The organism is Spirosoma sp. 209 (genome assembly GCF_002006735.1).
GTDB classification, from domain to species: Bacteria; Bacteroidota; Bacteroidia; order Cytophagales; family Spirosomataceae; genus Spirosoma; species Spirosoma sordidisoli.
In genome coordinates, this window is record NZ_MVEC01000006.1 from 235,904 (window position 1) to 259,266 (window position 23,363).

The following is a 23,363-nucleotide window of genomic DNA, read 5'->3' on the forward strand; positions in this document are numbered from 1 at the left end:
TTTTTGTGCTTCCGCCCGACCAGCAAGCCCATTATACGTGGCAGAAAGTACAGGAATCAGCGGCTTTTTGAGGTGAGCCCCTGCGCGGATGATAAACTGGTACAATCTGTGTACGATAGATAGCTGTCGCACCGGGCGGGTTCGGGTTTTACCAAGTCATAATCCCTGACTATCTTAGAGCACCTACAAACCAAAGTCCCGCGCCAGGTCGTTATTTACTAGATGAATTTCCTGTATCCCTCGTTCCTGTTCGGCCTGCTGGCCGTGTCGGTTCCCATTGCCATACACCTGTTTAACTTCCGTCGGACACGCCGGGTGTTTTTCACCAATGTTGCTTTGCTACGGACAGTCCAGACCGAGACCAAATCGTTTCGGCGGTTGAAGCACTGGCTTATTCTGGCAGCTCGCTGCCTGTTTCTGGCCTGTCTGGTGCTGGCCTTTGCGCAGCCATTCATCCCGAGCAAAAATCAGCTGGGCTTGTCGCGACAGGGCGTCACGAGCCTGTACGTTGATAACTCGTACAGCATGCAGAACGAGCGGAACGAAAAGCGGTATCTGGATATAGCCATTGGCCGACTGGATGAACTCCTGACTCTGTTTCGCAACGCAACGTCGCTGCAGCTGCTGACCAACGACTTTTCGGCCGCCGAACAGCAGGCAGGCTCTGCCGAAGCCATTCGCGACCGGGTTACGTCGGTTCGCTTTGCCCACACGCCCCGAACCCTCGAAACCGTATACCGGCGGCAGCGTAACCTGCTCAGCAGCCTGAACCCGGGCGGCCGTAACCAGCTCTTCTGGTTTTCCGATTTCCAGAAAAGTACGGTAGGCGATCTGACCCGGCTGAAACTGGACACTACGGACCGGCTCTTCATTGTGCCGCTCGACGCGCAGCCTACCCGAAACGTATACGTTGATTCGGTATGGCTCAGCACGCCATTCATTCGCGAAATGCAGAACAACAGCCTGAATGTGAAGCTGACCAACGGCGGCCGTGAGAACGTGAAGAACCTGCCGGTTCGGCTGTACCTCGACGATACGCAGACCTCAACGGCTACGGCCGTGCTGCCCCCCGGTGGCTCGGCTACGGTGTCTCTCAACTTTAACGTAACGACGAAAGGCTACCACCGCGGCCGGATCGTATTCGAAGATTTCCCCATTACATTCGACAACCAGTATTTTTTCGTCATAGAAGCTTCACCCGCCGTTCGGGTACTGCATCTGTTCGAGCAAAAAAGCCCGAAAGACTACGTAGACGCGGTTTATTCAGACGATAGCCTGTTTGTACGGCGCAGCTTCAGTGCGCTGAACTTCGACGTGGGGCAACTGCGCGAAACGGATCTGGTTGTGCTGGAAGGCGTATCGCAGGTCTCGGGTACGCTTCGGTCCGAGCTGGAGCGATTTGTCAGGCAGGGAGGCAGCCTGGCTATCATTCCGCCCGCCACCCCCGATGCGTCGAGCTATGGGCCGTTCCTAAGCAGCCTGGGTGTAAATGGCGTAAGTACCCTGCCGGCAGAGCAGGCGTCGCGCCCCGTTGCTGACCCCGACCGGCGCAATCCGTTTTTCCAGGACGTCTTTCAGCAAAGCTACCAGTCCGAGCCGCTGAACATGCCCTCGGCCGCTCCGGTCTGGCGCTGGAGTGCCGGCGAGCGTTTGCTTACCCTCCGCGACGGAAGCCCGATGCTCACCCAGACCCGGTCCGGGCAGGGCAGCGTATACGTCCTGGGCACGCCCCTGGCAGCTGACTACGGCAACCTGGCCGAGCATGCGCTGTTCGTTCCGATCATGTATAAGATGGCAGCTCTAAGCGTCCGCTCCCAGCGAACGGCCTATTCGTTCGACGAAAATTTGCTGGCGGTACCGATCAGCAACCCAGCGGAGCGGGCCGTCTACAAACTGAAGCGCGACAAGCTGGAGATCATTCCGATTCAGCGCGTTGTGGGGAATCAGCTGCTGCTCGAGATGCCCAAGAGCAATGAGCTGGCAACCGGCCAGGAGGTTGAAGCCGGGTATTATGAATTGCAGAACAGCGCGGGCAAGACCGAGCGGCTGCTGGCCTTCAACCACGGAAACGCCGAGTCGGCCATGGACTTCTACTCGGCCGATGAGCTGCGTCGGGTATTCGCCAGCCAGCCCAATGTTGAGGTATTCGACAGCATACAGGATGGCGACTTTGTGCAGGTGCTGGAGCAGGAAAACCTCGGCAAAAGCCTCTGGAAGTACTTTCTGCTGGCCGCTCTGGGCTTCCTGCTGATTGAGGTTGGTCTGGTTCGGTTTATGAAAGGGTAGCCTGTCTGCTGTACCGGTCCTGCTTCAATGATCAGGCGTCTGTAGAATGGCCATTGAAGCAGACCTGGTAACGTCTTTCATCCTTTCCGTTCGTATTCGACGAAATCAAAAGCCGCTTCGTGTCGATCGTCGGCCTGATGCGGCACCCGGCTCACTTCGGTCCAGTCACGCCGATCGAACGTCGGAAAGTGGGCATCTCCGTCGAACTCCTTGTGAATTTCGGTCAGATAAAGCGTAGTAGCCACCGGCAGCGCCATAGTGTATATTTCGGCCCCGCCAATAACAAATATCTCGTTGTCGTTCAACGATTTCGCTATAGCCAGCGCATCGTCGAGTGTGTGTACCACCGTTGTGCCGGCGGCCTGAAAGTCGGTATTGCGGGTAAGTATGATATTGGTCCGGTTGGGTAGCGGTTTCCCCAGGGCTTCGAGGGTTTTTCGACCCATGATGATGGGGTGATGGCTCGTTTTTCGCTTGAAAAACGCGAAGTCATCGGGCAGGTGCCAGGGCATATCGGGCTGGCCCTGGCTGTTGTTGAGACCGATGACACCATTTTGTGCCACGGCGGCAATAAGACTAATCTTCATACTCCCTGGTTTCTAACGTTTGTTGCTGGCTGACCGCTGGCCCAATGGCATCCGGCCACTGGGCTCCTATATATGCAAAAGGCGCACGTACGTATCGGTCCGGTACTCATAAAAGGCGATTTCCGCGTAAGAACTCTTCGGTGGTCATGCGCCGTTTGCCCTCGGCCTGTAACAAATCAACAGAGAGCCACTGATCGGCCGCCCGCACCAGAATCTGTTTTTTATGGTCGGTATACGCCTGACCCGGCTCGGCAGCGAAGGGCGACTCGTTGGCAATGGAGACGGCATAGATTTTGAAGAACTTCTCGTTGATCGTTGTCCAGGCGGCTGGGTAAGGCGACAGGCCTCTTACGAAATTACGGATGTCCCGGGCGGGTTGATTCCAGTTGATTTCGGTGGTTTCGCGACTGAGTTTAGGGGCCGGTTTCAGATCGTCGGCTGCGGGTTGCGGATGGCGCGGGTAGTCACCAGCTTCGATAGCCCGCACCGTCTGTACGACCAGGCTCGCCCCCCGTTCCATGAGTCGGTCGTGCAGCGAACCAGCCGTATCGTCTGGATAGATCGGTTCCCGATCCTGAAAAATCATCTGGCCGGTATCGATTTCTTTTTCGATGAAAAACGTAGTCACCCCCGTTTCGGCGTCGCCGTTGATGATGGCCCAGTTGATAGGTGCCGCACCCCGATACTGCGGCAATAGCGACCCGTGCAGATTGAACGTACCGATCGTTGGCATCGACCAGACCACCTCGGGCAGCATCCGAAAAGCAACGACAACGAACAAATCGGCGTTATAAGCCTGCAGGGCAGCCAGGAAAGCGGGGTCACGCAGTTTTTCGGGCTGAAGGACAGGTAAACTGGCCGCTTCAGCCGCTTTTTTAACGGGCGACGGCGACAGTTGCAGCCCGCGGCCCGAGGGGCGGTCGGGGGCGGTTACAACAGCGACTACGGTACAACCCGCGCCTAACAGCCGCTGCAGACTGGTAACGGCAAAGTCGGGCGTACCCATGAAAACAATACGAAGCGGTTGCGTCATGAATGGTCAGTCAGTTTTTAGCAGGCGGGCCGGTATGCTGTTGATATAGCCCGGAAGTATTCTTAATTTTGTGAAACAGATGTCCTGCTCCTGGCAGGCATCGCGTCAGAACGTGATCGGCCGACAGCGGCCCTACCCATGCGACGAACAGATAAACACATATTCGAACCGCTCGCTTCGGACTCCCGACGGCGACACTGACGCGGCTGCAAAGAAAACCAATTTGGATGCAGAACGGTCGGCGTACCGTTCTTTTTGTTTTTAGTAGCGGCCCCAAACCATTGTGAAACTCGAGTAACGCGTATCGTACTATTATGGGAAAGATTTCATATTACACCGAAGAAGGGCTCAACCGGCTCAAGGCTGAGCTGAATGACCTGAAGACCAAAGGCCGGGCCGAAATTGCCCGTCAGATTGCCGAAGCCCGCGACAAAGGCGACCTCAGCGAAAACGCGGAGTATGACGCAGCCAAAGATGCGCAGGGTCTTCATGAGCTGAAAATATCGAAACTTGAAGAAGTGCTGTCGAACGCCCGCATTCTCGATGAGTCGACTATCGATGCATCGCAGGTATCGGTGTTGTCGAAAGTAAAGATCAAGAACAAGAAAAACGGAGCCGAGATGTTGTATACGCTGGTTTCGGAAGAAGAGGCCGACCTGAAAGCGGGCCGGATTTCGGTAGGTTCACCCATCGGCAAAGGACTGCTCGGCAAGCGCGTCGGCGATATAGCCGAAATTAAAGTACCAGCCGGCGTGATGGAATTTGAAGTTGTTGAAATAGCCCGATAATCTGGTTTTTCGATATACGGTTTTCAGGCAGGCGACTAGCTGTACGGCGCACACCTGGAAACCGTATACCGGACACTAAATTCATATTGATATGACTATCTTCTCGCGGATTGTGGCTGGCGAGATTCCCGCCCACAAGATTGCCGAAACCGACGATTACCTGGCGTTTCTGGATGCGTTTCCGACCACAACGGGCCACACGCTGGTTATCCCCAAAAAAGAGGTCGACTATCTGTTCGATCTGGAAGATGAGTTATATATGGGCCTGATGGCCTTTGCCAAACGCATAGCCCCCGCCATTGAGAAAGCCATTCTCTGCAAGCGCATTGGCGTTGCGGTAATTGGACTGGAGGTACCTCACGCGCACGTTCATCTGATTCCGCTGAATTCCATGGCCGACATGAACTTCAGTAACAAGATGAAGCCGAGCCAGGAAGAACTGTCCGAAACGGCCGCCCTCATCCGTCAGCATCTGTCGTTGTAGACACAGCCACTGGTTCAGGGAAGTACCCGACCCGCAACGTGGGCTTCGTCATCTTCGCCATTCTCATACCCGTTATTGGGCGTCGAGTCAGCATCGGCCGGCCCTGTCAGTGTGGCTTTTATCACCAGAAGGCCGGGGGCGACGGCCCGCAACGGAACGGTTCGGCCCAGGCTTTGGCCCGGCGCCAGACTTACAGGGTCAGAAATCAGTTCTGTGCCTGTCAATATCCATCCCGGCGTCGGTATAAACTGAACATTTGCCGGCAACTGGCAGCGCACCTGTACGGCTTCAGCACCTGCCCCGCCATCGTTACGAATAGTCATTTTGACCTGCAACACCTGATTCCGTTCGAGTACTTGTTTGTCCAGCGCCATATGTACGCTTAAATCAGGCCGGGCAGGATCGGGCAAGGGTTGATTTGGTAAAACGGCTGGTAACGGCTGCGCAACCGGATTGTCCGATGCATAGAGAGCCCCGTTGTCAGGATAGGTCCGAAAGTCGACGGTGGCGTTGTCATCCTCTCCATCGGCCGTTCCGGTGTCTGGCTCACTATCCGGGTCGGTTACCGCGGCTTTCAGGATCTGCGCAGCATTTCGGTACTGGCCCGGCCGCGCCACCCGCGCCCAGTAGGAAAGCGACCGAATGGAATGGGCCGCAAGCGACTGAACGGTAGCCTGGATGCTCCCGGGTATCTGCCGAAAATCAGCACTCCGACTAAATACCAGTCCGGCAGGTAAGCGGTTATCTACCACAACCGATTGAGCGTCGGCCGGTCCCTGGTTCTCTACGGCAACGGTGAACTGAACCTCCTCCCCTACGGCCGGGGTCCGTTGCTGAACGGTCATGGCCAGGCTCAGGTCGGCCTGCGGATAATCACGCCTACGGAAACGTACCCGGCTAATAGCCTGTCTGCCCCGTTCGAGTACGTAGAGTGTTGTTCCGGCCAAAGCGGCATCGACCGGCAGGTTGAAGCCTTCGGCTACCCGGCTAACCTGCATCCGGTAATTATCCATAGTCGGGTTGTACTGAAGCCGAATCGAACTCAGATCCAGCCCGCGCCCGTTGGTATAGCCCAGCACAAATCCTGAACCGGTAAAATCGGCCAGACTACTATCCGTATCAAATACCAGACCCAGGGGCGACGCATGGGGCGTAAAGCTGGTGATTTCGCTGGATGGTACAGCCTGGCGGGTTGCCGGATCAATCACAAACCAGGCGTCGGGTCCGGTATTGACAATAGCTGACGCGAATGGGATGGCAGGTCGGGGCGGATAGGCAGGGTCTGTACGAAAGCCCTCGGTTCGGTACCCGGCCGAAAGCAGCGGGTCCGCATCCGGGTTGTAGTCAGGAAACTGCTGTGGCGTTTCGTTGCCGCCAATAAGCCAGGGAAAACCATAATGCCGACCGGGCCGCAGCCAGTTCAGCTCTTCAGGATCAGACCGATTGCCGGCGTTCTCGGCCCCGAACAAACGACCTTCGCTATTGAAGGCCATGTCAAACGTGTTACGAACACCTTCGCAGAACAGGAGCCCCGACTGCCGGACGGCTTCATCATTGTTGGGCAGAAACAGATTTTCTGCCGCCAGTGGCAACCGAAAAATACGGGCTGTCAGCGCAGTCTCACGCAGGTTGGGGAAACGACCACCGGCATCCTGTACTTCGCCATGGTCCGTTCGGGAGCCACTGGCAATGTAGACCGAATCCTGATCAGGCGACACACAAACACCATTGAACGCATGATCGAAGGCGGTGTTCGAATTAGCGTAGGGCGCCGTTTCGAGTAAGGTCGACCACTGCCGGGAACCATCGGCCTTAAGACGCCCCTTTGCCACGCGGCCCACCCCTTCGTACGGAAACCGGCGAATTCCAACCAGAATCAGCGTACTATCGGCAAAAGCCAGGCCCTGCAGATAATCGATGCCATGCTGCGCTACACCGGCCACAGACACCTCCTCAGGCAGCCCTCCGGTAGGGGTCGGTCTGAGCTGAAACACATTCCCCTCGGTATCGGCATAGAACAATGTACGCGAAACCGGATCCTGTACCAGCCGAACCCCCGCCCTCGACAGGAACATATACGTATCGACAGTTACGTAGGGATGCAGCGATCTGGGTTGAGCAACGGCCAGGTTCTGACTGGCAACGATTGCCAGAACGAACAGCCAGCAGGCTCCACCCTTTATGCCAATACCTCGTGCCATTTAGTATTCGTAGGCTCGTTTACAGGAGCAAATTTCGTGGCTGCTTCCCCATCCGCATAGTTTCATAGAACTATTTAATCTACTGAATTACCAATAAATTGACGGTGCAGATATACGGTCAGTCCAGATGGCGCAGGGCTTATTTCAGCTTCTGCTGCAGCGCTTTCATCTCCGTAACGGGCGAGGCTCGTTCGTACAGAACGTTGTAAACAGCCTCTACTATGGGCATGTCGACCTTATATTGCCGGTTGATGGCGTGGATGCTTTTTACGGCATAGTACCCTTCGGCAATCATATTCATTTCGGCCTGGGCCGACTGAATGGTGTATCCCCGGCCAATGAGTGTACCGAAGGTGCGGTTGCGGCTGAAGGGCGAATAGGCCGTAACGAGCAGATCGCCCAGGTAGGCCGAGCCGCTGAGGTCGCGGTGCTGCGGGTATACGGCATCGACAAACCGCTTGATTTCCTGCATGGCGTTAGAGACCAGTACGGCCTGAAAGTTATCGCCGTAGCCGATCCCACGCGTAATACCCGATGCCAGCGCGATAATATTTTTCATGACAGCACTGTATTCGATGCCGTAGATGTCGGCCAGGGGCGATGCCTGAACGAAGCGGCAGGTCAGCAGTTGGGCTACTTCATCGGCGCAGTCGAGGTCGGTAGAGCCGATCGTCAGGTAGGACTGCTTTTCGAGGGCTACTTCTTCGGCATGACACGGTCCGGCAATGACCGCCATCCGGCTGGTTGGTACGCCATACTGATCGCTGATCCAGTCGGTTACGAGCTGATTTTTTTCGGGAATCATACCCTTGATCGCCGAAATAACGCATTTCCCGGCGAAATCACGAGCTTCCAGCCCGCCCAGCGCATCGCCCACGAATGCCGCTGGTACGGCCAGGATGATATAATCGCTGTCTTTAAACGCGTCTCGTATTTTGGTGCAGATCTTTACCTTGCGCGGGTTGATCTGGACATCGCTGAGGTAGCTCTTGTTGTGATGAAACTGCCTGATGTGGTCGGCGTCGGCTTTGCTCCGGAGCCACCATTTGATAAGTACATTATTTTCGGAGAGGATCTTGATGAGCGCCGTAGCCCAGCTTCCCCCACCCACCATCGTTAAACGGGTTGGTTGTTGAGATTTCATGGGGTAAAGCTAGGAAAAAGCTTGTCTGGTTCAATAAAACGGCGTTTACAGCCCCGTCCCTCCCTGTGCCGATGCGTAAATGGCGTCGATAACCGTCATCAGCCGGGCCCCCTGTTCGCCGGTGCAGATGGTAGATGGTTTGCCGGCGCAGGCATCCAGAAAAGCAACGGTATTTTTCAGCTGGATGTCGACCTCATCCAGGTAGGGAAACGTGATGTCGGCCAGTTCGCCGGCCACCTCGGTATGCAGCACAAACGGGAACAGCTGCACTCCTCCCTGGCTCCCGAACACCTCCAGATTCCGGTCTACATCGACCTGGTTGTTGAGCGCAAACGTGGCCGACAGCATAATTGAGGCCTTATTTGGGAAAGACAGGTATGCCATGCCGGCATCTTCTACCTCGAACGTGTCGGGGTTCCAGGCCCCCTTCAGCCCCTTGCCACCCGCTTTGCCGATGAAATCGTAGGTATTGCCAACCACCCGGTCGGGCAGTTCGTAGTCGAAAGCCATCAGGGCCAGGTCGAGCACGTGAACCCCCAGGTCCATCAGCGCCCCGCCCCCCTGCATCTCTCTGTTAGTGAAGTAGCCCCAGCCCGGAATTCCCCGCCGACGCAGGAAGTTGGCTTTGATGTGATAAATAGCCCCCAGCCGCCCCTCCGCCTTGCAGCGCATCAGCAGTTGCCACTCGGGCGTTTGCCGGAGCTGGAAGTTGTAGCCCAGCACCAGCCCTTTTTCCGTAGCCAGTTCGGCCATGTCGCGGGCTTCCTGCGCCGTAAGCGCCGGTGGTTTTTCGCAGAAAACGTGACATCCCCACGATAAGGCCTGCCTGGTATACGGGTAATGAAATTTGTTGGGTGTACAGATCACCACCAGGTTCGGCTGGCACGCCCGGTACATAGCGTCGGCATCGGCAAACGCGTGCGGAATAGCGTGTTTGTCGGCCAGCGCACGGGCTTTGGTCTGGTCGCGGCTGCAGACGGCTACGATCTCGACTTGATCTGAACAGGCTTTCAGGGCGGGAATGTGGTTCGTATCGGCAATACTGCCTCCGCCAATAATGGCTACACGAAAAGCGGGCATAGGAATAAGGACTCGGGGTTAGGTCAGAACAGAGCGGTAAATATCACAGATTCGGGTTATCATTCCTCGCTCCTGTTTACCGGCAACTCAAAGGCTTACCGCTAACTAACTGGCATACAGCACAATTACTCACCTTTATTCTAGCTTTGTTTCCTCTCAAGCCTTTTGCCGTACCATGGAACTGTTCTTACTGCTCATCCTTACGCTTACCGCTTTCCTTTTATACAGTCGCTTTGGCTCCGTAAAACAACTGCTCGAGCAGCAGCGTACCGATATGGGCCAGCTACGCGCGGAGTTACTTCGGCTGCGCGATGAGATACGGGGCACTACCGGCGAGACAGGTCCGGCACTGATCACCCCGGCCCGCCCAACGCCCCCCGTAGCGCCCCCCCTTGCTGCGACACCGGTTCGGGAGCCGGTGCTGCCAGTGGTTATACCTCAACCAGTACCGGCTCCCGAACCGGTGTCGCAGCCCGTTACGGAATCCGCTCCGCAGCCAGCCCCAGGCCGTTTGGCAGTACCGCCCGCGGTTCGGCAACCGGCCCCACCCCGCCCGTCGTTCATCCGCCGGTTTCTGACCGACAATCCGGACCTGGAAAAATTCATTGGCGAAAACCTCATCAACAAAATCGGCATTGCCATTCTAGTTTTGGGAATTGGCTATTTCGTGAAGTACGCCATCGATCAGCAGTGGCTCAGCGAAGCCGGACGGGTAGCGATCGGCATAACGGCGGGCGCTGTACTGCTTGGCATGGCCCACCGGCTTCGGAAGACGTTTACAGCCTTCAGTTCGGTACTGGTGGGTGGTGGTCTGACGGTTCTTTATTTTACGATTGCCATTGCCTTTCATTATTACAGCCTGTTTAGCCAGACCAGCGCCTTCGTAATCATGGTCGTTATAACGGGTTTCGGGGTGCTGCTGACGCTGGCCTACAACCGGGTCGAGCTGGCCATAATGACGCTGCTTGGCGGTTTTGCGACCCCGTTCATGGTCAGCTCGGGCGAGGGAAACTATATCGTACTGTTTACCTACATCCTGATTCTGGACGTAGGGATGCTGGTTCTGTCTTACTTCAGAAAATGGCCGCAGGTTCACCTGCTGTCGTATGTCTGTACGGTTCTACTGTATGGCTTCTGGCTGTCGGTTAGCGTGGTAGACCAGCCCAACGCGCCTTATACCGGCGCCTGGGTGTTTGCCAGTTTGTTCTACGGGCTGTTTCTGACCATGAATCTGCTGCACAATCTGAAAGAGAAAGCGCTGTTTAGCCGCGTCGACATCGGCCTGCTGCTGAGTAATACGGGGCTGTACTACAGCGCGGGCATGATCACCATGGCTCATATCGACGGTGGACGCTGGCAGGGGGCCTTTACAGCCGGACTGGCGGTTGTCAACCTGGCGCTGGCCCGGTTTCTCTTCCGCCGGGCTGGCGTTGATCGCACCCTGCTCTATTTGCTGATCGGCCTGGTGGTGACCTTCGGCAGTCTGGCGATACCGGTTCAGTTAGAGGGCAACTACATTACCATGTTCTGGGCGCTGGAAGCCGTTCTACTCCTGTGGTTATCGCAGAAATCCGGTCTTCGGCTCATGGCTACCAGTGCCGTACTGGTTACCGGACTAATGCTCATCAGCCTCTGGATGGATTGGGAATCGATGTACGGTGACGGGGCCGTTCAGTTGCTGCCTGTCATCCTCAACAAAGCCGTTATTACCAGCCTGGTGGCCATTGGCGGTCTGGTCGGCTCCCGCCAGTTACTGGGTCGGCAGGAAGCCCCTATTCCTTTCTGGCCCGCCAATCTGGTCATCAGCCGGTACCGCCAGTTTCTGAGCTATGTCCTGCTGATTACGATCTACCTGGCCGGTGCCCTGGAAACGAACTATCAGGCTATTAACCAGTATGGCTTCGGCCCTAACCGGCTAGCAGTCCTTGGTGCCTACAACATGCTGTTTGCGGGTGTTATGCTAGCGCTGGCCTACCGATCGGGTATCCAGAGCTGGCTACGCCAGGCCGCTGGCCTGGGGCTATTGTTCCTGCTTCTGTACGTCTTTGTGTTCGCAACGGCCCCGCTGGGCGTACTGGCTGACCATTATTACGGAACAAGCCCATCGCTGGCGGGTTTTGGCTGGCATTACCTCAGTCTGGCCTCGCTGGCCGGCATATTGATCCTGCTTCAGCGAATTATTGCCCGGCTCGACCCGTTGCCGGCCGCTGTTGCCCGATACTGGCCGTGGGTGCTGGGGTTCGTGGTGGTGTATGCGGCCAGCTGGGAGCTGTTCAACCATGTTGTGTTCAGCCGTTTCCCGGGGGTAGCTATCGCACAAACCAGCGGGCAGAAAGCCCTTTCCTACGACCAGTTCGACGCCGTTCTCCAACAGGTGACTACGGTTGGGCTGCCCATTCTGTGGGGCATTTGCGCCTTCGTGTTCATGTGGCTGGGGCTGTCGCGCAAAAACCGGAGCTTCCGGGTTCTGTCGCTGGCCTTGTTCGCGCTGACCCTGCTCAAGCTGTTTCTGTACGACATGCGCGACATTTCGGAAGGAGGCCGGGTAGCTGCATTTATCATTCTGGGTGTGCTGCTGCTCGTGATCTCGTTCATGTACCAGCGCATCAAAAAACTGCTCAGTGCCGACCAGCCCGATTCGCCCGTCCTATGAGAAGATTGATTTGTATGGGCGCTGTGCTGTGTTTACCCATGCGACTCAGCGTGGCGCAGTCGTACCGGTACCGGGCCGACCTGGAACCGGTGCGGCAGTCGGGTTTTCACCGGATCATGCTCCCATCATCCGTAGTGGGCCAGCTTAACAACACACTGGGCGACATCCGGCTGGTCGACAATCAAGACCGGGAAGTCCCATACCAGCTCCGCCAATCGGGAGCAGGCCCGACCAGCCGGTTCGTGGCTTACTCGATCGTCAGCCGGAGCAGCGTACCGGACCGGTATACGACGCTGGTTGTTCAGCCACCCGACCAGAAACCGATCCAATCGCTGACCCTGCTGGTCAAAAATGCGCGTCTTCAGAAACAGGCCCGGCTCAGCGGCAGTAACGACAACCGGCAGTGGTTCGGCATACGCGAAGACGTCGTGCTCGAATCGCCTGATAGCAAAGACCATACATCCGGTCGCCTGCAGCTGGACTTTCCGCTGAGCGACTACCGGTTCTACCGGCTCGACCTGGCCGACTCGCTGACGGCGCCGTTGAACATTCTCCAGATTGGTGGGTATCAGCCGGTAGTCGTAACGCCTTCGTATACGCCGATCAACGGCCTGCAGCAGCAACAGCTAGCCACCAAAACGACCACCCATACCGATATACGGCTAACTTTTTCGGCCCCGGCCCGGATTGACAGGCTCGTTATTCCGATCAATAGGCCCGCCCGGTATGAGCGCCGGGCCGAACTCGGCCTGATCAGCCGGCGGAGGGGCCGTCGCCGGCGGGTCGAGACGGAATTTGAAGTGATTCGGTCATTCACTCTCCGCTCCGGCGACAGTGCGGTAGTGCTGCTTTCGGGTCTGCGTACGCCCAGTCTGCATCTGATCATTCACAACGGAGACAGCCCCCCTTTGCAGCCTGGGCGTATTCGGGCATACCAGCGCACGACCTGGCTCACGGCCGATCTAAGCGCCGGTACGCCCTACGCGTTGCTCCTCGGCAGCGAGCAGCTGTCAGCGCCCCGGTACGATTTGACAACGTTCAGCACCCTATTGCCCGACGCGTTACCGATTATCAACCTGGCTCCACTCAGACCGATGAATACCGACCCGATCAGCGATGCAGGTTCGATCGATACCAGGTGGTTCATCTGGCCGGCGCTCGGTCTGGCCCTGCTGATCATGGCGATTCAATCGTACCGACTGATCAAGGAGATGCAACGCCCCGTTTCCTGAACCCGCCCACCAGCGCCTTTATGGAATAACCGTAACCGATCGGTATACCGGTGTTTCGACGGGGGTCGACACACTGATTTCGCGAATAACCACGTCGAGTCCGTTTGATAGTTTGAGGGTATAGGTTCCCGAGGCTAGTTCGCTCAGATCCAGTTGCAGGCGGGTTTTAGTTTCGGTCTGGAGCATAGTCCGGTTGAAGCAGGCATTTCCTTGCTGATCCAGCAGCTGAATCGATACCTCGCCCCCCAGTTCTTTATCGATGTTCACCACCAGTTTACCACGTATAGACACGTAGGCCCCCACCTGATAATGGGCTAGTTTGGTTGGTCGGTCGCGCCGGGGCAGCGGGGCGGCCATAGTCAGGTTGACAAGAAAGGTCAGAAGCAGTGTTGTTGCGAGTCTGTTCATAGTAGTAAGAGGTTAGTTGTTTTGTGCTTAGTCGCGAGATAAAGACACGCAGCAAACCAAACATTGCGCCTATCTGGACAAATGGCTCATTTTGTCCATAAGTGGCAGCAGCTGACCCCGGTATCCGGGCTGGTCATAAACGCCAAAACGCCCGACGGAACAGCGTCGGGCGTTTTGGCATCAGGCAGTCAGAAACCGATTACTCTTCTTTTTCTTCTGTCTTTTTCTTGGCTTTATTCGGATCACGTTTCGTCACCAGCTCGCCGTCTTTCAGCTTTTTGGATACCGCAATGAACGGACCGGAAATGATCTGCTCGCCCGGCTTCAGCCCCGATATCACTTCGATATTCTCGAAGTCGCTGATCCCGGTTTTCACCTCGCGCTGCACGGCCTTACCGCCGACGTTTACAAACACCAGCTCCTTCACCGCTTCCTTTTTCTCGACCTGACCGGCTGGCTTCTCATCGACTGTGCCGCTGGGCCGATCAGTCTGTTCCGGCGTCTCTACCTCCGCACCGCGCGTCGTTACCGCGGCAATCGGCACCGCCAGCACGCCCGATTTCCGGTCGGTAATCACCTCCACCGAAGCCGTCATACCTGGTTTGAAGGGATATCCTTTCTTGTCTTTCTGGGCCAGCAGGTCGGCATACGAGCTGTTGAGAATCTTGATTTTGACTTCAAACTCCGTTACGGCATCCGACGACAGCGCTGCGGCTGTAGCCCCCGACGAACTCGTAAGTCCGTTGGCCGTATTGGCAATTTCGTAGACAACCCCTTTGAACTTACGACCCGCCGTGGTGTACGAATCCACCTCAATGTCGGCCGTATCGCCCAGGTTCACCCGAACGATGTCGTTTTCGTTAACGTTTACGCGCACTTCCATGTTCTGGAGGTTTGCGATACGCATAATTTCGGTACCGGCCATCTGGGATGTACCGACCACGCGCTCGCCCAGCTCAACGTTCAGTTTGGAAACCGTGCCGTTTACGGGGGCGTAGATGGTTGTTTTGCGCAGGTTTTCGGTAGCATCCCGCAGGCTCGCTTCGGCACTTTGAATGCTGAACTGAGCGGCCCGTACGTTTGCTTTTGCCGCTTCAACTTCCTGCTGGGCTACGTTGTAGTTGGCCTCGCTGGTTTCCAGATCGGCCGAAGAAATCACTTTATCCGCAAACAGTTTCCGGTTACGGTCATAATCGGCCTTGGCCCGGATCAGCCGCGCACTCGATTGCGATACCGACGCTTTCGACTGTTCCAACTGCGCCCGGCTCTGGTTCACCGTAGCCCGCGCCCGCGCCAGCAGCGACTCGTAGTTGTCGGGCCGGATACGAACCAGCAGCTGACCCGCCTTAACCGGATCACCTTCGTTTACGTACAGGCCAATAATTTCGCCTGATACGTCGGGGCTGATTTTTACCTCTACCTGGGGCTGAACCCGGCCCGACGCACTGACGCGCTCGGTAATATTGGTTCGCTTAACCGTTGCAAAGTCTACTTCGGTCATCTTGGGCTTCCCGATCATGCCAGCCTGCTTAGCGGCTACCAGACCTCCCACGAGTAGCACAACGAGTCCACCCAATATCCACCAGATGCGGTTCGATTTCTTCTTCATAGTTCATTATTGAGTGATCGAGCGATGCGTGATTCGGCGCCTTCTGAGCCGGCCGCTCCATCACAGATTCACCCAATTACCTATTAAAACGTAAGCGGTTTATTCTGATAAAAGTCTAATATCTTGGTCCGGAACACGTAATCGTACTTGGCCTGCACCAGGCTGGCGCGCGCCCGGTCGAGGTTACTCTTCGCAATGTTATAATCTACGGCATTGATGGCCCCGGCGTTGAACCGGTTTTCTGATGCCCGGAAGGCCTGCTCAAAGGCGGTTACCTGCGTCAGGGTAGCCCGGTATCGGTTGCCCGATGCCACTAAATTAGCGTAAGCGTTTTCAATATTTTGCCGCAGCGCCAGCCGGGTGTTGTCGGCCTGCAACTCGGAGTTCTGCCGGTTGATCGTAGCCAGCTGCACCCGGGTGCGGGCCTGATACCGGTTAAAGATCGGCACCTGAAGCGTAAGCCCCAGCGACCGGTTCTGGTTATTCTTGAACTGCTCGGCGAAGTTAAAATTCTCGAACGAGTAATTCGGCTGATCGATGAGAATCGTTTGTTGTATGCCGTTAATGGTGATCGTTTGCGGAATCTGCGTGACGCCATTCTCGATCCGGCGTTGGGCACCGAAGTTGGAGTACAGGGTCGTTACACCACCATTTAAGGTCAGCAGCGGCATGTAGTTACCCCGGGCTACCCGAACCCCTACCTCATCGCTCCGCACCCGCAGGTCGGCGGCCCGCACATCGGGCATGTTATTGGTCGCAATTTCGTAGACCTGCTGGGGCGACGCATCGTAATCGGCTACGTTCGGATCGGGCAGCGACACGGGCTGCACACTGATGGCCTGATTGCCAAACAGGTTCATGGCCTGAAGCAGGGCTACCTTGGCCAGATCGATGTTGTTCTGCGCGTTCACGATGGCCAGCTCGTCAGTAGCCCGCTGAGCCTGCAAATCGAACAACGCCGACTCGGCCGCAGCACCGGCGTTGACCAGTTTCTGCGTCCGCTCGTACTGCGACCGGCTCACGTCGGCCTGCCGCTGGGCAATGGCCAGCTGCTCCTGCCCCGTCAGTACGTTCAGGTAGTTCTGTACCACCAGCAGGATGACGTTGTTCTGAGTGGCCAGCAGGTTCTGTTCATTCGATTGAACCAGCAGCGCATTCTGCCGGATGGTATTTTGCAGAATGCCTCCGTTGTAGACCGTTACCGACGATGTCAGCTGAAAGTTGTTCGACAGAATGGAGCGCTCAACAAACTGGTTGGTTACGGGGTTTACGTTAAAACCCGAGCTGAAGTTCTGGGTTGCAAATCCGTTCAGGTTGGGCAGCCGGTTGAGCTTGGACTGTTGCAGCTGAACGTTGCTGTTGTTCACCTGAAGCTGGCTTTGCCGAACAGTGATGTTATTTTTCAGCGCAATTTCGATGCACTGCTGCAGGCTGAGCTGCTGCGACGGAGCGATGACTGCGTCGCCCGTTGCGGGCGAAACGGCCGCTGGTGGATTGGTGGTCGACTGAGCCAGACTGGTCAGCGCGCTCCAGCCAAAACAACACCCCATTACTCCGATTCGTAGAAAGCGCATGCGTCTTGTATTCATTGTGTTTGATGATTCAATGTTACAAACTTACCTTCGGCGCAGCTATCGTTTTAGGATAAACGGCGCAAACCAAGCATGTTTCTGGTTTATAATTCGGATTTACTCGCTGAAGATGCCTTTCTACTGACGGCCAACGACCGGGCATTTCAATATGGTGACGGTCTTTTTGAGACCATTCGTTACGAAGCTGGGCAACTGTGGTTCTGGGATGATCACCTCAGCCGACTAACAGCAGGCATGGCTGCGCTCCACCTGTTGGCACCGGCTGCAGCCTGGTCAGAGACGCTGCAGCAGCGTGTTCTGGCCCTGCTGGCGGCCAACGGGCTGACGCAGGCCAGCGCCCGGGTCAGAATTCAGGTCTGGCGGCAGACCGGAGGCCTCTATACGCCCACGACCAACCAGCTTAACCTGCTGATAACAGCCCGGCCCGGTCAGCCATTTGCTATAACCAATCAGGCAAAAATAGGTATTTATCCAGATATACAATTAGCGTATTCTCCCATTTCAGGCTACAAAACCTCCAATGCGTTACCGTATGTACTGGCGGGGTTATTTAAGCAAGAACAAGGCTATCAGGATGCTATTCTGCTCGACCAGCAGGGTCATCTGGCGGAGTGCGTAGCGTCGAACCTGTTCTGGTTTCGGCAGGATGTGCTGCATACCCCGTCGTTACAGACCGGCTGCATCAACGGTATTGCCCGGCGCCAGCTGCTGCGGGCCTTTCCCATGGTTCGGGAGGGGCTTTTCCTGCCTGCCAGCCTGGCCGAAGCAGAGTTGGTGTTTACCGCCAACGTCATGGGTATTCAGGTGTACAAAGGGCGGCTGAGCGAAACGCTTCAGGCCAGGCTCCTGACCCTGTTCAGCCCGGCCTGACCACCAGCCGCTTACAGGACCGTACCAACCGCAGGCTGGCCACTCTCTTCGAGCCATCCGTCTTTCAGCCGCACGATGCGGGACCCGTATTCGGCGTTTAGCTCGGAGTGTGTCACCTGCACGATGGTAACCCCGTCTTTCTGGTTCAACTCCCGAAACAGTTCCATAATATCACGGGCCTGATCGGAATGCAGGTTGCCGGTAGGCTCGTCGGCAAAGATGACGCTCGGCTGGGCCGCCAGCGCCCGCGCAATACCGACCAGCTGCTGCTGCCCACCCGACAGTTGAGCCGGGAACAAATCTTTTTTGGCCACCATATTGAACCGGTCGAGCAGCTCAGCCACCCGGCTTTTACGCTCCGAGCTGCCTACGCCTTTGTACAGTAGCGGAGTCTCGATGTTTTCATACACCGTCAGTTCGTCAATCAGGTGGTAGGCCTGAAACACAAAGCCGATCTGCGTCCGGTGGAGTTCGGTCCGGCGTTTTTCACTCAGTTTCTGAACGGGCTGATCGGCAAACAGATACTCCCCTTCCGACGGCTCTTCGAGCAGGCCCAGAATGTGAAGCAGGGTACTTTTACCCGATCCGCTTGGCCCCATGATTGACACAAACTCGCCCTGCGCGATGCTAAGATTGATAGTCCGTAGTACATAAACCCGACCAAATCCGGCCGGGTAGTATTTCGACACGTTGCGAAGTTGAATCATAATTGATTTATTTTGAGTTACTTCAGTGGCACTGGTATTCCGTAATTTGCGGGCCGCGGCTGCAGCCCGGCGCCCTGACCCCGACACCCTGTTCAAGCGCCGTGCCAGCTTCCTTTTTGAGCTGTCTGTCAGTTGATTACCTAAAATAAAACCACTACAGCGTCCGATAGCGGACAGGAATTCCTCTGAAACCGGACACTTTTTTTTGAGGTTCATGCAACAATAAGCCATTAACTCGCATCTTGTATCAAATCATTAACTTGTTTCAGCCATGAAAATACTTACTGTGCTGCTGGTTCTCTTTACGGCGAGTCTGAACACGACCAGCCGTGACTGGAAAAAAGACCGGCCTATATCGAGCTTTACGAAACTAAGCGTTTCGAGTGGCATTGACGTTTACCTGACGCAGGGCAACAGCGAAAGGCTGACGATCGAATCCAAAGGGGTTGATGAAGAAGACGTGAAGTCGGAAGTTCGCAACGGCACCCTCCGGCTCTATATCGAGCGCAAAGGAGGAAACTGGGGGTTCAACTTCGGGCGTGACCGCTACGTCAAGGCCTACCTGACGTTCAAACAGCTGACCGATCTGCAGGCGTCGGGGGGAGCCGATGTGCTGGGCCAGGGAACGCTCTCGTTCAATGACCTGAACGTCGATGCATCGGGTGGGGCTGATATTAAGCTGACCCTGAAAGCAAACGACCTGAACGCGTCGGCCTCGGGCGGAGCTGATCTGCTGATCGAAGGGTCGGCCCGGGTACTCAACGCCAGCGGCTCGGGCGGAGCCGATCTCGACGCCCGCAAGCTGGTTGTCGAAGTTGGCAACGCGGTCTCCTCGGGCGGGTCTGACGTGTATATCAACGCCACCCGCGAGTTAAGTTTGAAAGCCTCGGGCGGCTCTGATATTTATTACTACGGTTCGGCCCGGGTTCTGGGCAAGAGCGAGTCGGGCGGGTCCGATATTACAAAAAGAAACTAAACAGCCGACCAGCTGACCACGATGCGACCGGGCGTTTGTAATAAACGACCCGGTCGTATTGCGTTTGTACGATGGCCAGCGTAGTGGGCCGACCCGCTCTGGTGTGGGTAGAGAGGTAAGTCCGGGCGTCGTCATAACTATCGAAGCCCGTCAGATGGGTACGTTTTTCGGTATGCTGACACGCGATATAGCGGGGCGCCGGCGACGTTGCCAGCAGCCCGGTAACGCAGAAATCATGGTTCAGGACGCCCATAGTGATGCTTCGCAAAGGGTACGAACTTTATCGCGCGACCGTTTCAGGCGCATTTTCACGGCACTCTCTTTCAAGTTCAGCTTTTTGGCAATCTGAAGCACATCCAGCCCTTCCTGATACTTCATCCGCAGAATCAGCGCTTCCTGCGGAGCAATAGACTCCATGGCTTTGGCCAGCTGCTGCAGGTTATTTTCAGCACTCTCACCGTCAGCCGACTGCGCTACGGCGTATTCGGTTTCCTGATCCAGACCGGTTGTGGCCAGCCGGTTCGACCGCTTGATCTGATCGATGCAGTAGTTGTAGGAGATCGAATAAAGCCAGGTTGAAAACGACGACCGCTCTTGAAAACGATCCAGGTGAGCAAACATGCGCAGGAAAATATCATGAGTATAATCCTGGGCCTGCTCCGAATTTTTTGTCATGGAATAACATCTGTTGTATACCTTGCGTACATATCGGTTATACAACAGCTCAAAACACTCGTTAGGGTTAGTATTACGGTACTGACGAATAACTTCTTCGTCATTCAATGCTGGTTTCATACGTTTGGAAGTGGTAGAAGTTTTGGGGTAGTTGACTTAAGTACTTTCTTGTTCTTTGATGACCCAAATTTGATCTTACTGTTATAGTTTGTGGCCAATTATTCGATGAACTGTACCGTTTTGCCGATTTTTGGAAAACCTAAGTCGATATTCCATTCTAATTTGTAATTATTTCATCTAATAATTTTATAATTTGTTACCCATATTGGTATATTGCTAAGGTTTTAATCTCACTGCTTGTACATGAAAGGAATTGTATTTACGGAACTTTTAGAAATGGTTGAGGACCAGTATGGTTACGCGCTGGTAGACACCATATTAGACCAAAGTAATCTTCCTTCCGGAGGCATTTATACGGCCATTGGCACGTATGATCATGGCGAGATGGTTACTTTGCTGCACAGTCTTAGCCAGCATACCACTACCCCTGTTCCAGAGCTCCTGCGCGCGTATGGCCGGTACATGTTTGGCTCCTTCACCCGCAATTATTACCAGTTTATCGAGCGATCTACCTCTGCCTTTAGTTTACTAAACTCCATTCAGCATTACATTCATGTTGAAGTGAGAAAACTATATCCGGATGCGGAGTTGCCCCACTTCGCCATGGAGCAGCCTTCAGAAAACCACCTGAAGATGTATTACCAGTCGGAGCGGAAACTATCAGATTTCGCCTATGGTCTGATCGAAGGGTGTCTGGCTCATTATGGAGAAACCGCCACCATCCGGAAAACGGAGCTGACCCCCGATGGCAGTCAGGTTTTGTTCGACATCGTGAAAGACTAAGCGTATGCCCGACAACGACATAGACCTGATCAAAAGGCGGTTGGCGCGGGAAAAAGCAGCCCGTTTGCAGGCAGAGGCCATACTTGAAAAAAAAGCGCTGGCCCTCTATAATGCCAACAACCAGCTCCAGCACCTCAACGACCACCTCGAACAGCAGGTGCGCGACAAGCTGGGCGAGCTGGAGCAGAGCGAACAACGCTATCGGCAACTGATCGAATCGGTACAGGACATCATCTATAAAATTTCGCCCAGGGGGTATTTCACATTCGTCAGCCCGGTGGTTGAGAAATCGCTCGGCTATACCGAAGCGGAATTTGTCGGTACGCATTTTACGCGCTTCGTCGATGACGACTACCGCAAACCCCTGACCGATTTTTACCTGGCCATGATGACCGAAGGCCAGGATAGTACCTACAACGAGTTTCCGATTCGGTCAAAAGACGGTCGCCACGTCTGGATTGGTCAGACCGTGCGGCCGATTACGGTCGATGGTCAGATCGTAGAACTGGTAGCCGTGGCTCGTGACGTATCGGACCGCAAACTGGCCGAACAGGAGCTGGCCAAGGCCCGTCAGGTAGCCGAAGAAGCCCAACGGGCCGAAAAACAGTTTCTGACCAACATGAGCCATGAGATCAGAACGCCCCTCAACGCCATCATCGGGATGTCGCACCTGCTGTTCGATACGCAGCCAACCCGCCAGCAACGCGAATACATCGATATCCTGAAGACGTCGGCCGACTTTCTGCACAGCCTGATTTCTGACCTGCTCGACATGACCAAAATCGAAGCAGGCCGCATTGAAGTGAGTCCGCGCCCCTTCGATCTGGCGGGGCTGCTGCGGGCTACCCAGAAGGTATTCGAAATCAAGCTGCACAACCGGCCCGTTACCATCGACGTGATGCACGACGCTCGTATTTCGGGCGATTTTATCGGCGACGATGTCATGCTGAACCAGATTCTGATGAACCTGATCGGCAACGCCGAAAAATTCACGGAAGAAGGCAGTATTCAGATCACCGCCCGGATTGTACAGGAAGACGACAACCGCTGCTGGATCGAGTTCAGCGTGACCGATACGGGCGTCGGCATCCCGGAAGACAAGCAGGGTCTGATTTTCAAGAAGTTTAGACAGGTAAATCCGCAGGGTCACAAGTACAAGGGAACGGGGCTCGGCCTGGCCATCACCAAAGAGCTGGTCGAGATTCAGGAAGGAACCATCAGCGTCAGAAGCCAGAACGGACAGGGAAGTACTTTTACGTTCAAGTTACCCTACGTCCGCGCCACGGCCACGACCGACAACCGGGATGCTGGCAACCCCGTTCTGAAGACGGTGGGTAAACTGCCCGTCAGCCACGTTATGGTCGTTGAAGACAACCTGATGAACCAGACCTATATCGGCAGTCTGCTCACCAAGTGGAAAATTCCGTTCACGCTGGCATCGGACGGTAAAAAAGCCGTTGAGGAAGCCAAACAGCAGCGGTTCGACATGATCCTGATGGATATTCAGATGCCGATTATGGACGGCTACGAAGCCACCGTGGCCATCCGGAGTACCCACAACCCCAACCAGCACGTACCCATCATCGCCCTGACAGCCTCCGCCATGCTCGATCACAAAAGCCTGGCGATGGAAGTAGGCATGAACGACTTCCTGACCAAGCCTTTTGAGCCGAGTCAGCTGCTGAACATACTGGAGCGATACGCCCCAACGGCCGCGTCGGAAGCCGCCCCCCGTAAATCAGACCCTTCGGTTAAGCCGAAACCCACCTTACCGGCCGATGATGTCCTGGACCGGCAGCGCTTGTTCGAACTATACGGTTCGGATAAAGAGCATGCCGCCGAAATGTTCGCCACGTTTCTGGACGATGTGGTACCTGAATTACTCCAGTTACCTGACCTTTGTACCGACCAGAACTGGTCAATGCTGGCTTCTATGGCCCATAAGCTGAAGCCAACGCTGGGTATGGTGGGCCTGTCGAGACTGGAAGATGAACTCCGTCAGATTGAACGGGGCCTGGGCCAGAACATTGATAAAGAGCCGCTGGTGCAACGTTGTCAGGCGCTGGTCGAAGAGGTTACGGACCTGTTGCCGGTCTTACGGAACGAGATAAAAACGCTTTCTCCAAAAGCTTAAT

Annotated in this window: 20 protein-coding genes; 9 read left to right on the plus strand and 11 right to left on the minus strand. The window is 55.5% G+C overall.

The window, feature by feature from the left end:
• The first annotated feature begins 222 nt into the window (after positions 1-222).
• Positions 223-2,286 carry a BatA domain-containing protein gene (locus B1C80_RS12020; protein ID WP_077921337.1) on the plus strand — a complete coding sequence of 688 codons (2,064 nt, stop codon included), beginning with the start codon at positions 223-225 and terminating at the stop codon, positions 2,284-2,286.
• A 77-nt stretch (positions 2,287-2,363) separates the two neighbouring features.
• Here B1C80_RS12020 and B1C80_RS12025 read toward each other — a convergent pair whose 3' ends face one another.
• Positions 2,364-2,873, minus strand: coding sequence for a dihydrofolate reductase (locus tag B1C80_RS12025; protein WP_077921338.1), 510 nt, complete (start codon positions 2,871-2,873; stop codon positions 2,364-2,366).
• A 106-nt stretch (positions 2,874-2,979) separates the two neighbouring features.
• Positions 2,980-3,906 carry a methionyl-tRNA formyltransferase gene (fmt, locus tag B1C80_RS12030; protein WP_236648740.1) on the minus strand — a complete coding sequence of 309 codons (927 nt, stop codon included), beginning with the start codon at positions 3,904-3,906 and terminating at the stop codon, positions 2,980-2,982.
• A gap of 314 nt (positions 3,907-4,220) precedes the next feature.
• On the opposite strand from fmt, the gene greA reads away from it, so the two are divergent.
• Together greA and B1C80_RS12040 are read left to right on the plus strand one after the other, a co-directional pair.
• Entirely contained in the window at positions 4,221-4,694 is a 474-nt protein-coding gene (greA, locus tag B1C80_RS12035; RefSeq protein ID WP_077921339.1) for a transcription elongation factor GreA, read from the plus strand.
• 91 nt (positions 4,695-4,785) lie between these two features.
• Entirely contained in the window at positions 4,786-5,178 is a 393-nt protein-coding gene (locus B1C80_RS12040; RefSeq protein ID WP_077921340.1) for an HIT family protein, read from the plus strand.
• A 14-nt stretch (positions 5,179-5,192) separates the two neighbouring features.
• On the opposite strand, the gene B1C80_RS12045 is transcribed toward B1C80_RS12040, so the two are convergent.
• The 3 genes from B1C80_RS12045 to B1C80_RS12055 form a co-directional block, all read right to left on the minus strand.
• Positions 5,193-7,379, minus strand: a complete 2,187-nt coding sequence (locus B1C80_RS12045; RefSeq protein ID WP_077921341.1) for a PQQ-dependent sugar dehydrogenase — start codon at positions 7,377-7,379, stop codon at positions 5,193-5,195.
• 139 nt (positions 7,380-7,518) lie between these two features.
• On the minus strand, positions 7,519-8,523 hold the full coding sequence (locus B1C80_RS12050) for an NAD(P)H-dependent glycerol-3-phosphate dehydrogenase (protein WP_077921342.1): 1,005 nt from the start codon (positions 8,521-8,523) through the stop codon (positions 7,519-7,521).
• A 45-nt stretch (positions 8,524-8,568) separates the two neighbouring features.
• The gene (locus B1C80_RS12055) at positions 8,569-9,603 is read right to left on the minus strand and encodes a Gfo/Idh/MocA family protein (RefSeq protein WP_077921343.1); all 1,035 of its coding nucleotides are present in this window, start codon (positions 9,601-9,603) and stop codon (positions 8,569-8,571) included.
• Between the two features lie 175 nt (positions 9,604-9,778).
• Here B1C80_RS12055 and B1C80_RS12060 point away from each other — a divergent pair, with 175 nt between their 5' ends.
• Positions 9,779-12,256 (plus strand): DUF2339 domain-containing protein, encoded by a 2,478-nt coding sequence (locus B1C80_RS12060; protein WP_077921344.1) that lies wholly within the window; start codon positions 9,779-9,781, stop codon positions 12,254-12,256.
• A complete protein-coding gene (locus tag B1C80_RS12065) occupies positions 12,253-13,488 on the plus strand; it encodes a DUF3999 family protein (RefSeq protein WP_077921345.1) in 1,236 nt (411 codons plus the stop codon). Before B1C80_RS12060 ends, B1C80_RS12065 begins: the two co-directional genes overlap by 4 nt.
• A gap of 18 nt (positions 13,489-13,506) precedes the next feature.
• Here the strand turns inward: B1C80_RS12065 and B1C80_RS12070 are convergent, their stop codons facing one another.
• The 3 genes from B1C80_RS12070 to B1C80_RS12080 form a co-directional block, all read right to left on the minus strand.
• Positions 13,507-13,896 carry a T9SS type A sorting domain-containing protein gene (locus tag B1C80_RS12070; protein ID WP_077921346.1) on the minus strand — a complete coding sequence of 130 codons (390 nt, stop codon included), beginning with the start codon at positions 13,894-13,896 and terminating at the stop codon, positions 13,507-13,509.
• A gap of 199 nt (positions 13,897-14,095) precedes the next feature.
• Positions 14,096-15,505, minus strand: a complete 1,410-nt coding sequence (locus tag B1C80_RS12075; RefSeq protein ID WP_077921347.1) for an efflux RND transporter periplasmic adaptor subunit — start codon at positions 15,503-15,505, stop codon at positions 14,096-14,098.
• 83 nt (positions 15,506-15,588) lie between these two features.
• Entirely contained in the window at positions 15,589-17,094 is a 1,506-nt protein-coding gene (locus tag B1C80_RS12080) for a TolC family protein (protein ID WP_077921348.1), read from the minus strand.
• Between the two features lie 75 nt (positions 17,095-17,169).
• Between B1C80_RS12080 and B1C80_RS12085 the strand changes: the two genes are divergently transcribed.
• Complete coding sequence (locus B1C80_RS12085; protein WP_077921349.1) at positions 17,170-17,967, plus strand: aminotransferase class IV; 798 nt, start codon at positions 17,170-17,172, stop codon at positions 17,965-17,967.
• Positions 17,968-17,978: 11 nt separating this feature from the next.
• Here B1C80_RS12085 and B1C80_RS12090 read toward each other — a convergent pair whose 3' ends face one another.
• Positions 17,979-18,674: an ABC transporter ATP-binding protein gene (locus B1C80_RS12090; RefSeq protein WP_077921350.1), complete on the minus strand. Its 696-nt coding sequence runs from the start codon at positions 18,672-18,674 to the stop codon at positions 17,979-17,981.
• 271 nt (positions 18,675-18,945) lie between these two features.
• Here B1C80_RS12090 and B1C80_RS12095 point away from each other — a divergent pair, with 271 nt between their 5' ends.
• Positions 18,946-19,650, plus strand: a complete 705-nt coding sequence (locus B1C80_RS12095; RefSeq protein ID WP_077921351.1) for a head GIN domain-containing protein — start codon at positions 18,946-18,948, stop codon at positions 19,648-19,650.
• Here the strand turns inward: B1C80_RS12095 and B1C80_RS12100 are convergent.
• Positions 19,634-19,903, minus strand: coding sequence for a hypothetical protein (locus B1C80_RS12100; protein ID WP_077921352.1), 270 nt, complete (start codon positions 19,901-19,903; stop codon positions 19,634-19,636). The genes B1C80_RS12095 and B1C80_RS12100 overlap by 17 nt on opposite strands.
• A complete protein-coding gene (locus B1C80_RS12105; protein WP_077921353.1) occupies positions 19,891-20,445 on the minus strand; it encodes an RNA polymerase sigma factor in 555 nt (184 codons plus the stop codon). Before B1C80_RS12105 ends, B1C80_RS12100 begins: the two co-directional genes overlap by 13 nt.
• Positions 20,446-20,688: 243 nt before the next feature.
• Here B1C80_RS12105 and B1C80_RS12110 point away from each other — a divergent pair, with 243 nt between their 5' ends.
• Positions 20,689-21,228 carry a heme NO-binding domain-containing protein gene (locus B1C80_RS12110; RefSeq protein ID WP_077921354.1) on the plus strand — a complete coding sequence of 180 codons (540 nt, stop codon included), beginning with the start codon at positions 20,689-20,691 and terminating at the stop codon, positions 21,226-21,228.
• 4 nt (positions 21,229-21,232) lie between these two features.
• Positions 21,233-23,362, plus strand: a complete 2,130-nt coding sequence (locus B1C80_RS12115) for a PAS domain-containing hybrid sensor histidine kinase/response regulator (protein WP_077921355.1) — start codon at positions 21,233-21,235, stop codon at positions 23,360-23,362.
• Position 23,363 lies beyond the last annotated feature (1 nt).

Bases quoted from the DNA above. Each gene is read 5' to 3' on its own strand.
- B1C80_RS12020 (WP_077921337.1), top strand. From the start codon at position 223: ATGAATTTCCTGTATCCCTCGTTCCTGTTCGGCCTGCTGGCCGTGTCG.
- B1C80_RS12025 (WP_077921338.1), bottom strand. From the start codon at position 2,873: ATGAAGATTAGTCTTATTGCCGCCGTGGCACAAAATGGTGTCATCGGT.
- fmt (WP_236648740.1), bottom strand. From the start codon at position 3,906: ATGACGCAACCGCTTCGTATTGTTTTCATGGGTACGCCCGACTTTGCC.
- greA (WP_077921339.1), top strand. From the start codon at position 4,221: ATGGGAAAGATTTCATATTACACCGAAGAAGGGCTCAACCGGCTCAAG.
- B1C80_RS12040 (WP_077921340.1), top strand. From the start codon at position 4,786: ATGACTATCTTCTCGCGGATTGTGGCTGGCGAGATTCCCGCCCACAAG.
- B1C80_RS12045 (WP_077921341.1), bottom strand. From the start codon at position 7,379: ATGGCACGAGGTATTGGCATAAAGGGTGGAGCCTGCTGGCTGTTCGTT.
- B1C80_RS12050 (WP_077921342.1), bottom strand. From the start codon at position 8,523: ATGAAATCTCAACAACCAACCCGTTTAACGATGGTGGGTGGGGGAAGC.
- B1C80_RS12055 (WP_077921343.1), bottom strand. From the start codon at position 9,603: ATGCCCGCTTTTCGTGTAGCCATTATTGGCGGAGGCAGTATTGCCGAT.
- B1C80_RS12060 (WP_077921344.1), top strand. From the start codon at position 9,779: ATGGAACTGTTCTTACTGCTCATCCTTACGCTTACCGCTTTCCTTTTA.
- B1C80_RS12065 (WP_077921345.1), top strand. From the start codon at position 12,253: ATGAGAAGATTGATTTGTATGGGCGCTGTGCTGTGTTTACCCATGCGA.
- B1C80_RS12070 (WP_077921346.1), bottom strand. From the start codon at position 13,896: ATGAACAGACTCGCAACAACACTGCTTCTGACCTTTCTTGTCAACCTG.
- B1C80_RS12075 (WP_077921347.1), bottom strand. From the start codon at position 15,505: ATGAAGAAGAAATCGAACCGCATCTGGTGGATATTGGGTGGACTCGTT.
- B1C80_RS12080 (WP_077921348.1), bottom strand. From the start codon at position 17,094: ATGAATACAAGACGCATGCGCTTTCTACGAATCGGAGTAATGGGGTGT.
- B1C80_RS12085 (WP_077921349.1), top strand. From the start codon at position 17,170: ATGTTTCTGGTTTATAATTCGGATTTACTCGCTGAAGATGCCTTTCTA.
- B1C80_RS12090 (WP_077921350.1), bottom strand. From the start codon at position 18,674: ATGATTCAACTTCGCAACGTGTCGAAATACTACCCGGCCGGATTTGGT.
- B1C80_RS12095 (WP_077921351.1), top strand. From the start codon at position 18,946: ATGAAAATACTTACTGTGCTGCTGGTTCTCTTTACGGCGAGTCTGAAC.
- B1C80_RS12100 (WP_077921352.1), bottom strand. From the start codon at position 19,903: ATGGGCGTCCTGAACCATGATTTCTGCGTTACCGGGCTGCTGGCAACG.
- B1C80_RS12105 (WP_077921353.1), bottom strand. From the start codon at position 20,445: ATGAAACCAGCATTGAATGACGAAGAAGTTATTCGTCAGTACCGTAAT.
- B1C80_RS12110 (WP_077921354.1), top strand. From the start codon at position 20,689: ATGAAAGGAATTGTATTTACGGAACTTTTAGAAATGGTTGAGGACCAG.
- B1C80_RS12115 (WP_077921355.1), top strand. From the start codon at position 21,233: ATGCCCGACAACGACATAGACCTGATCAAAAGGCGGTTGGCGCGGGAA.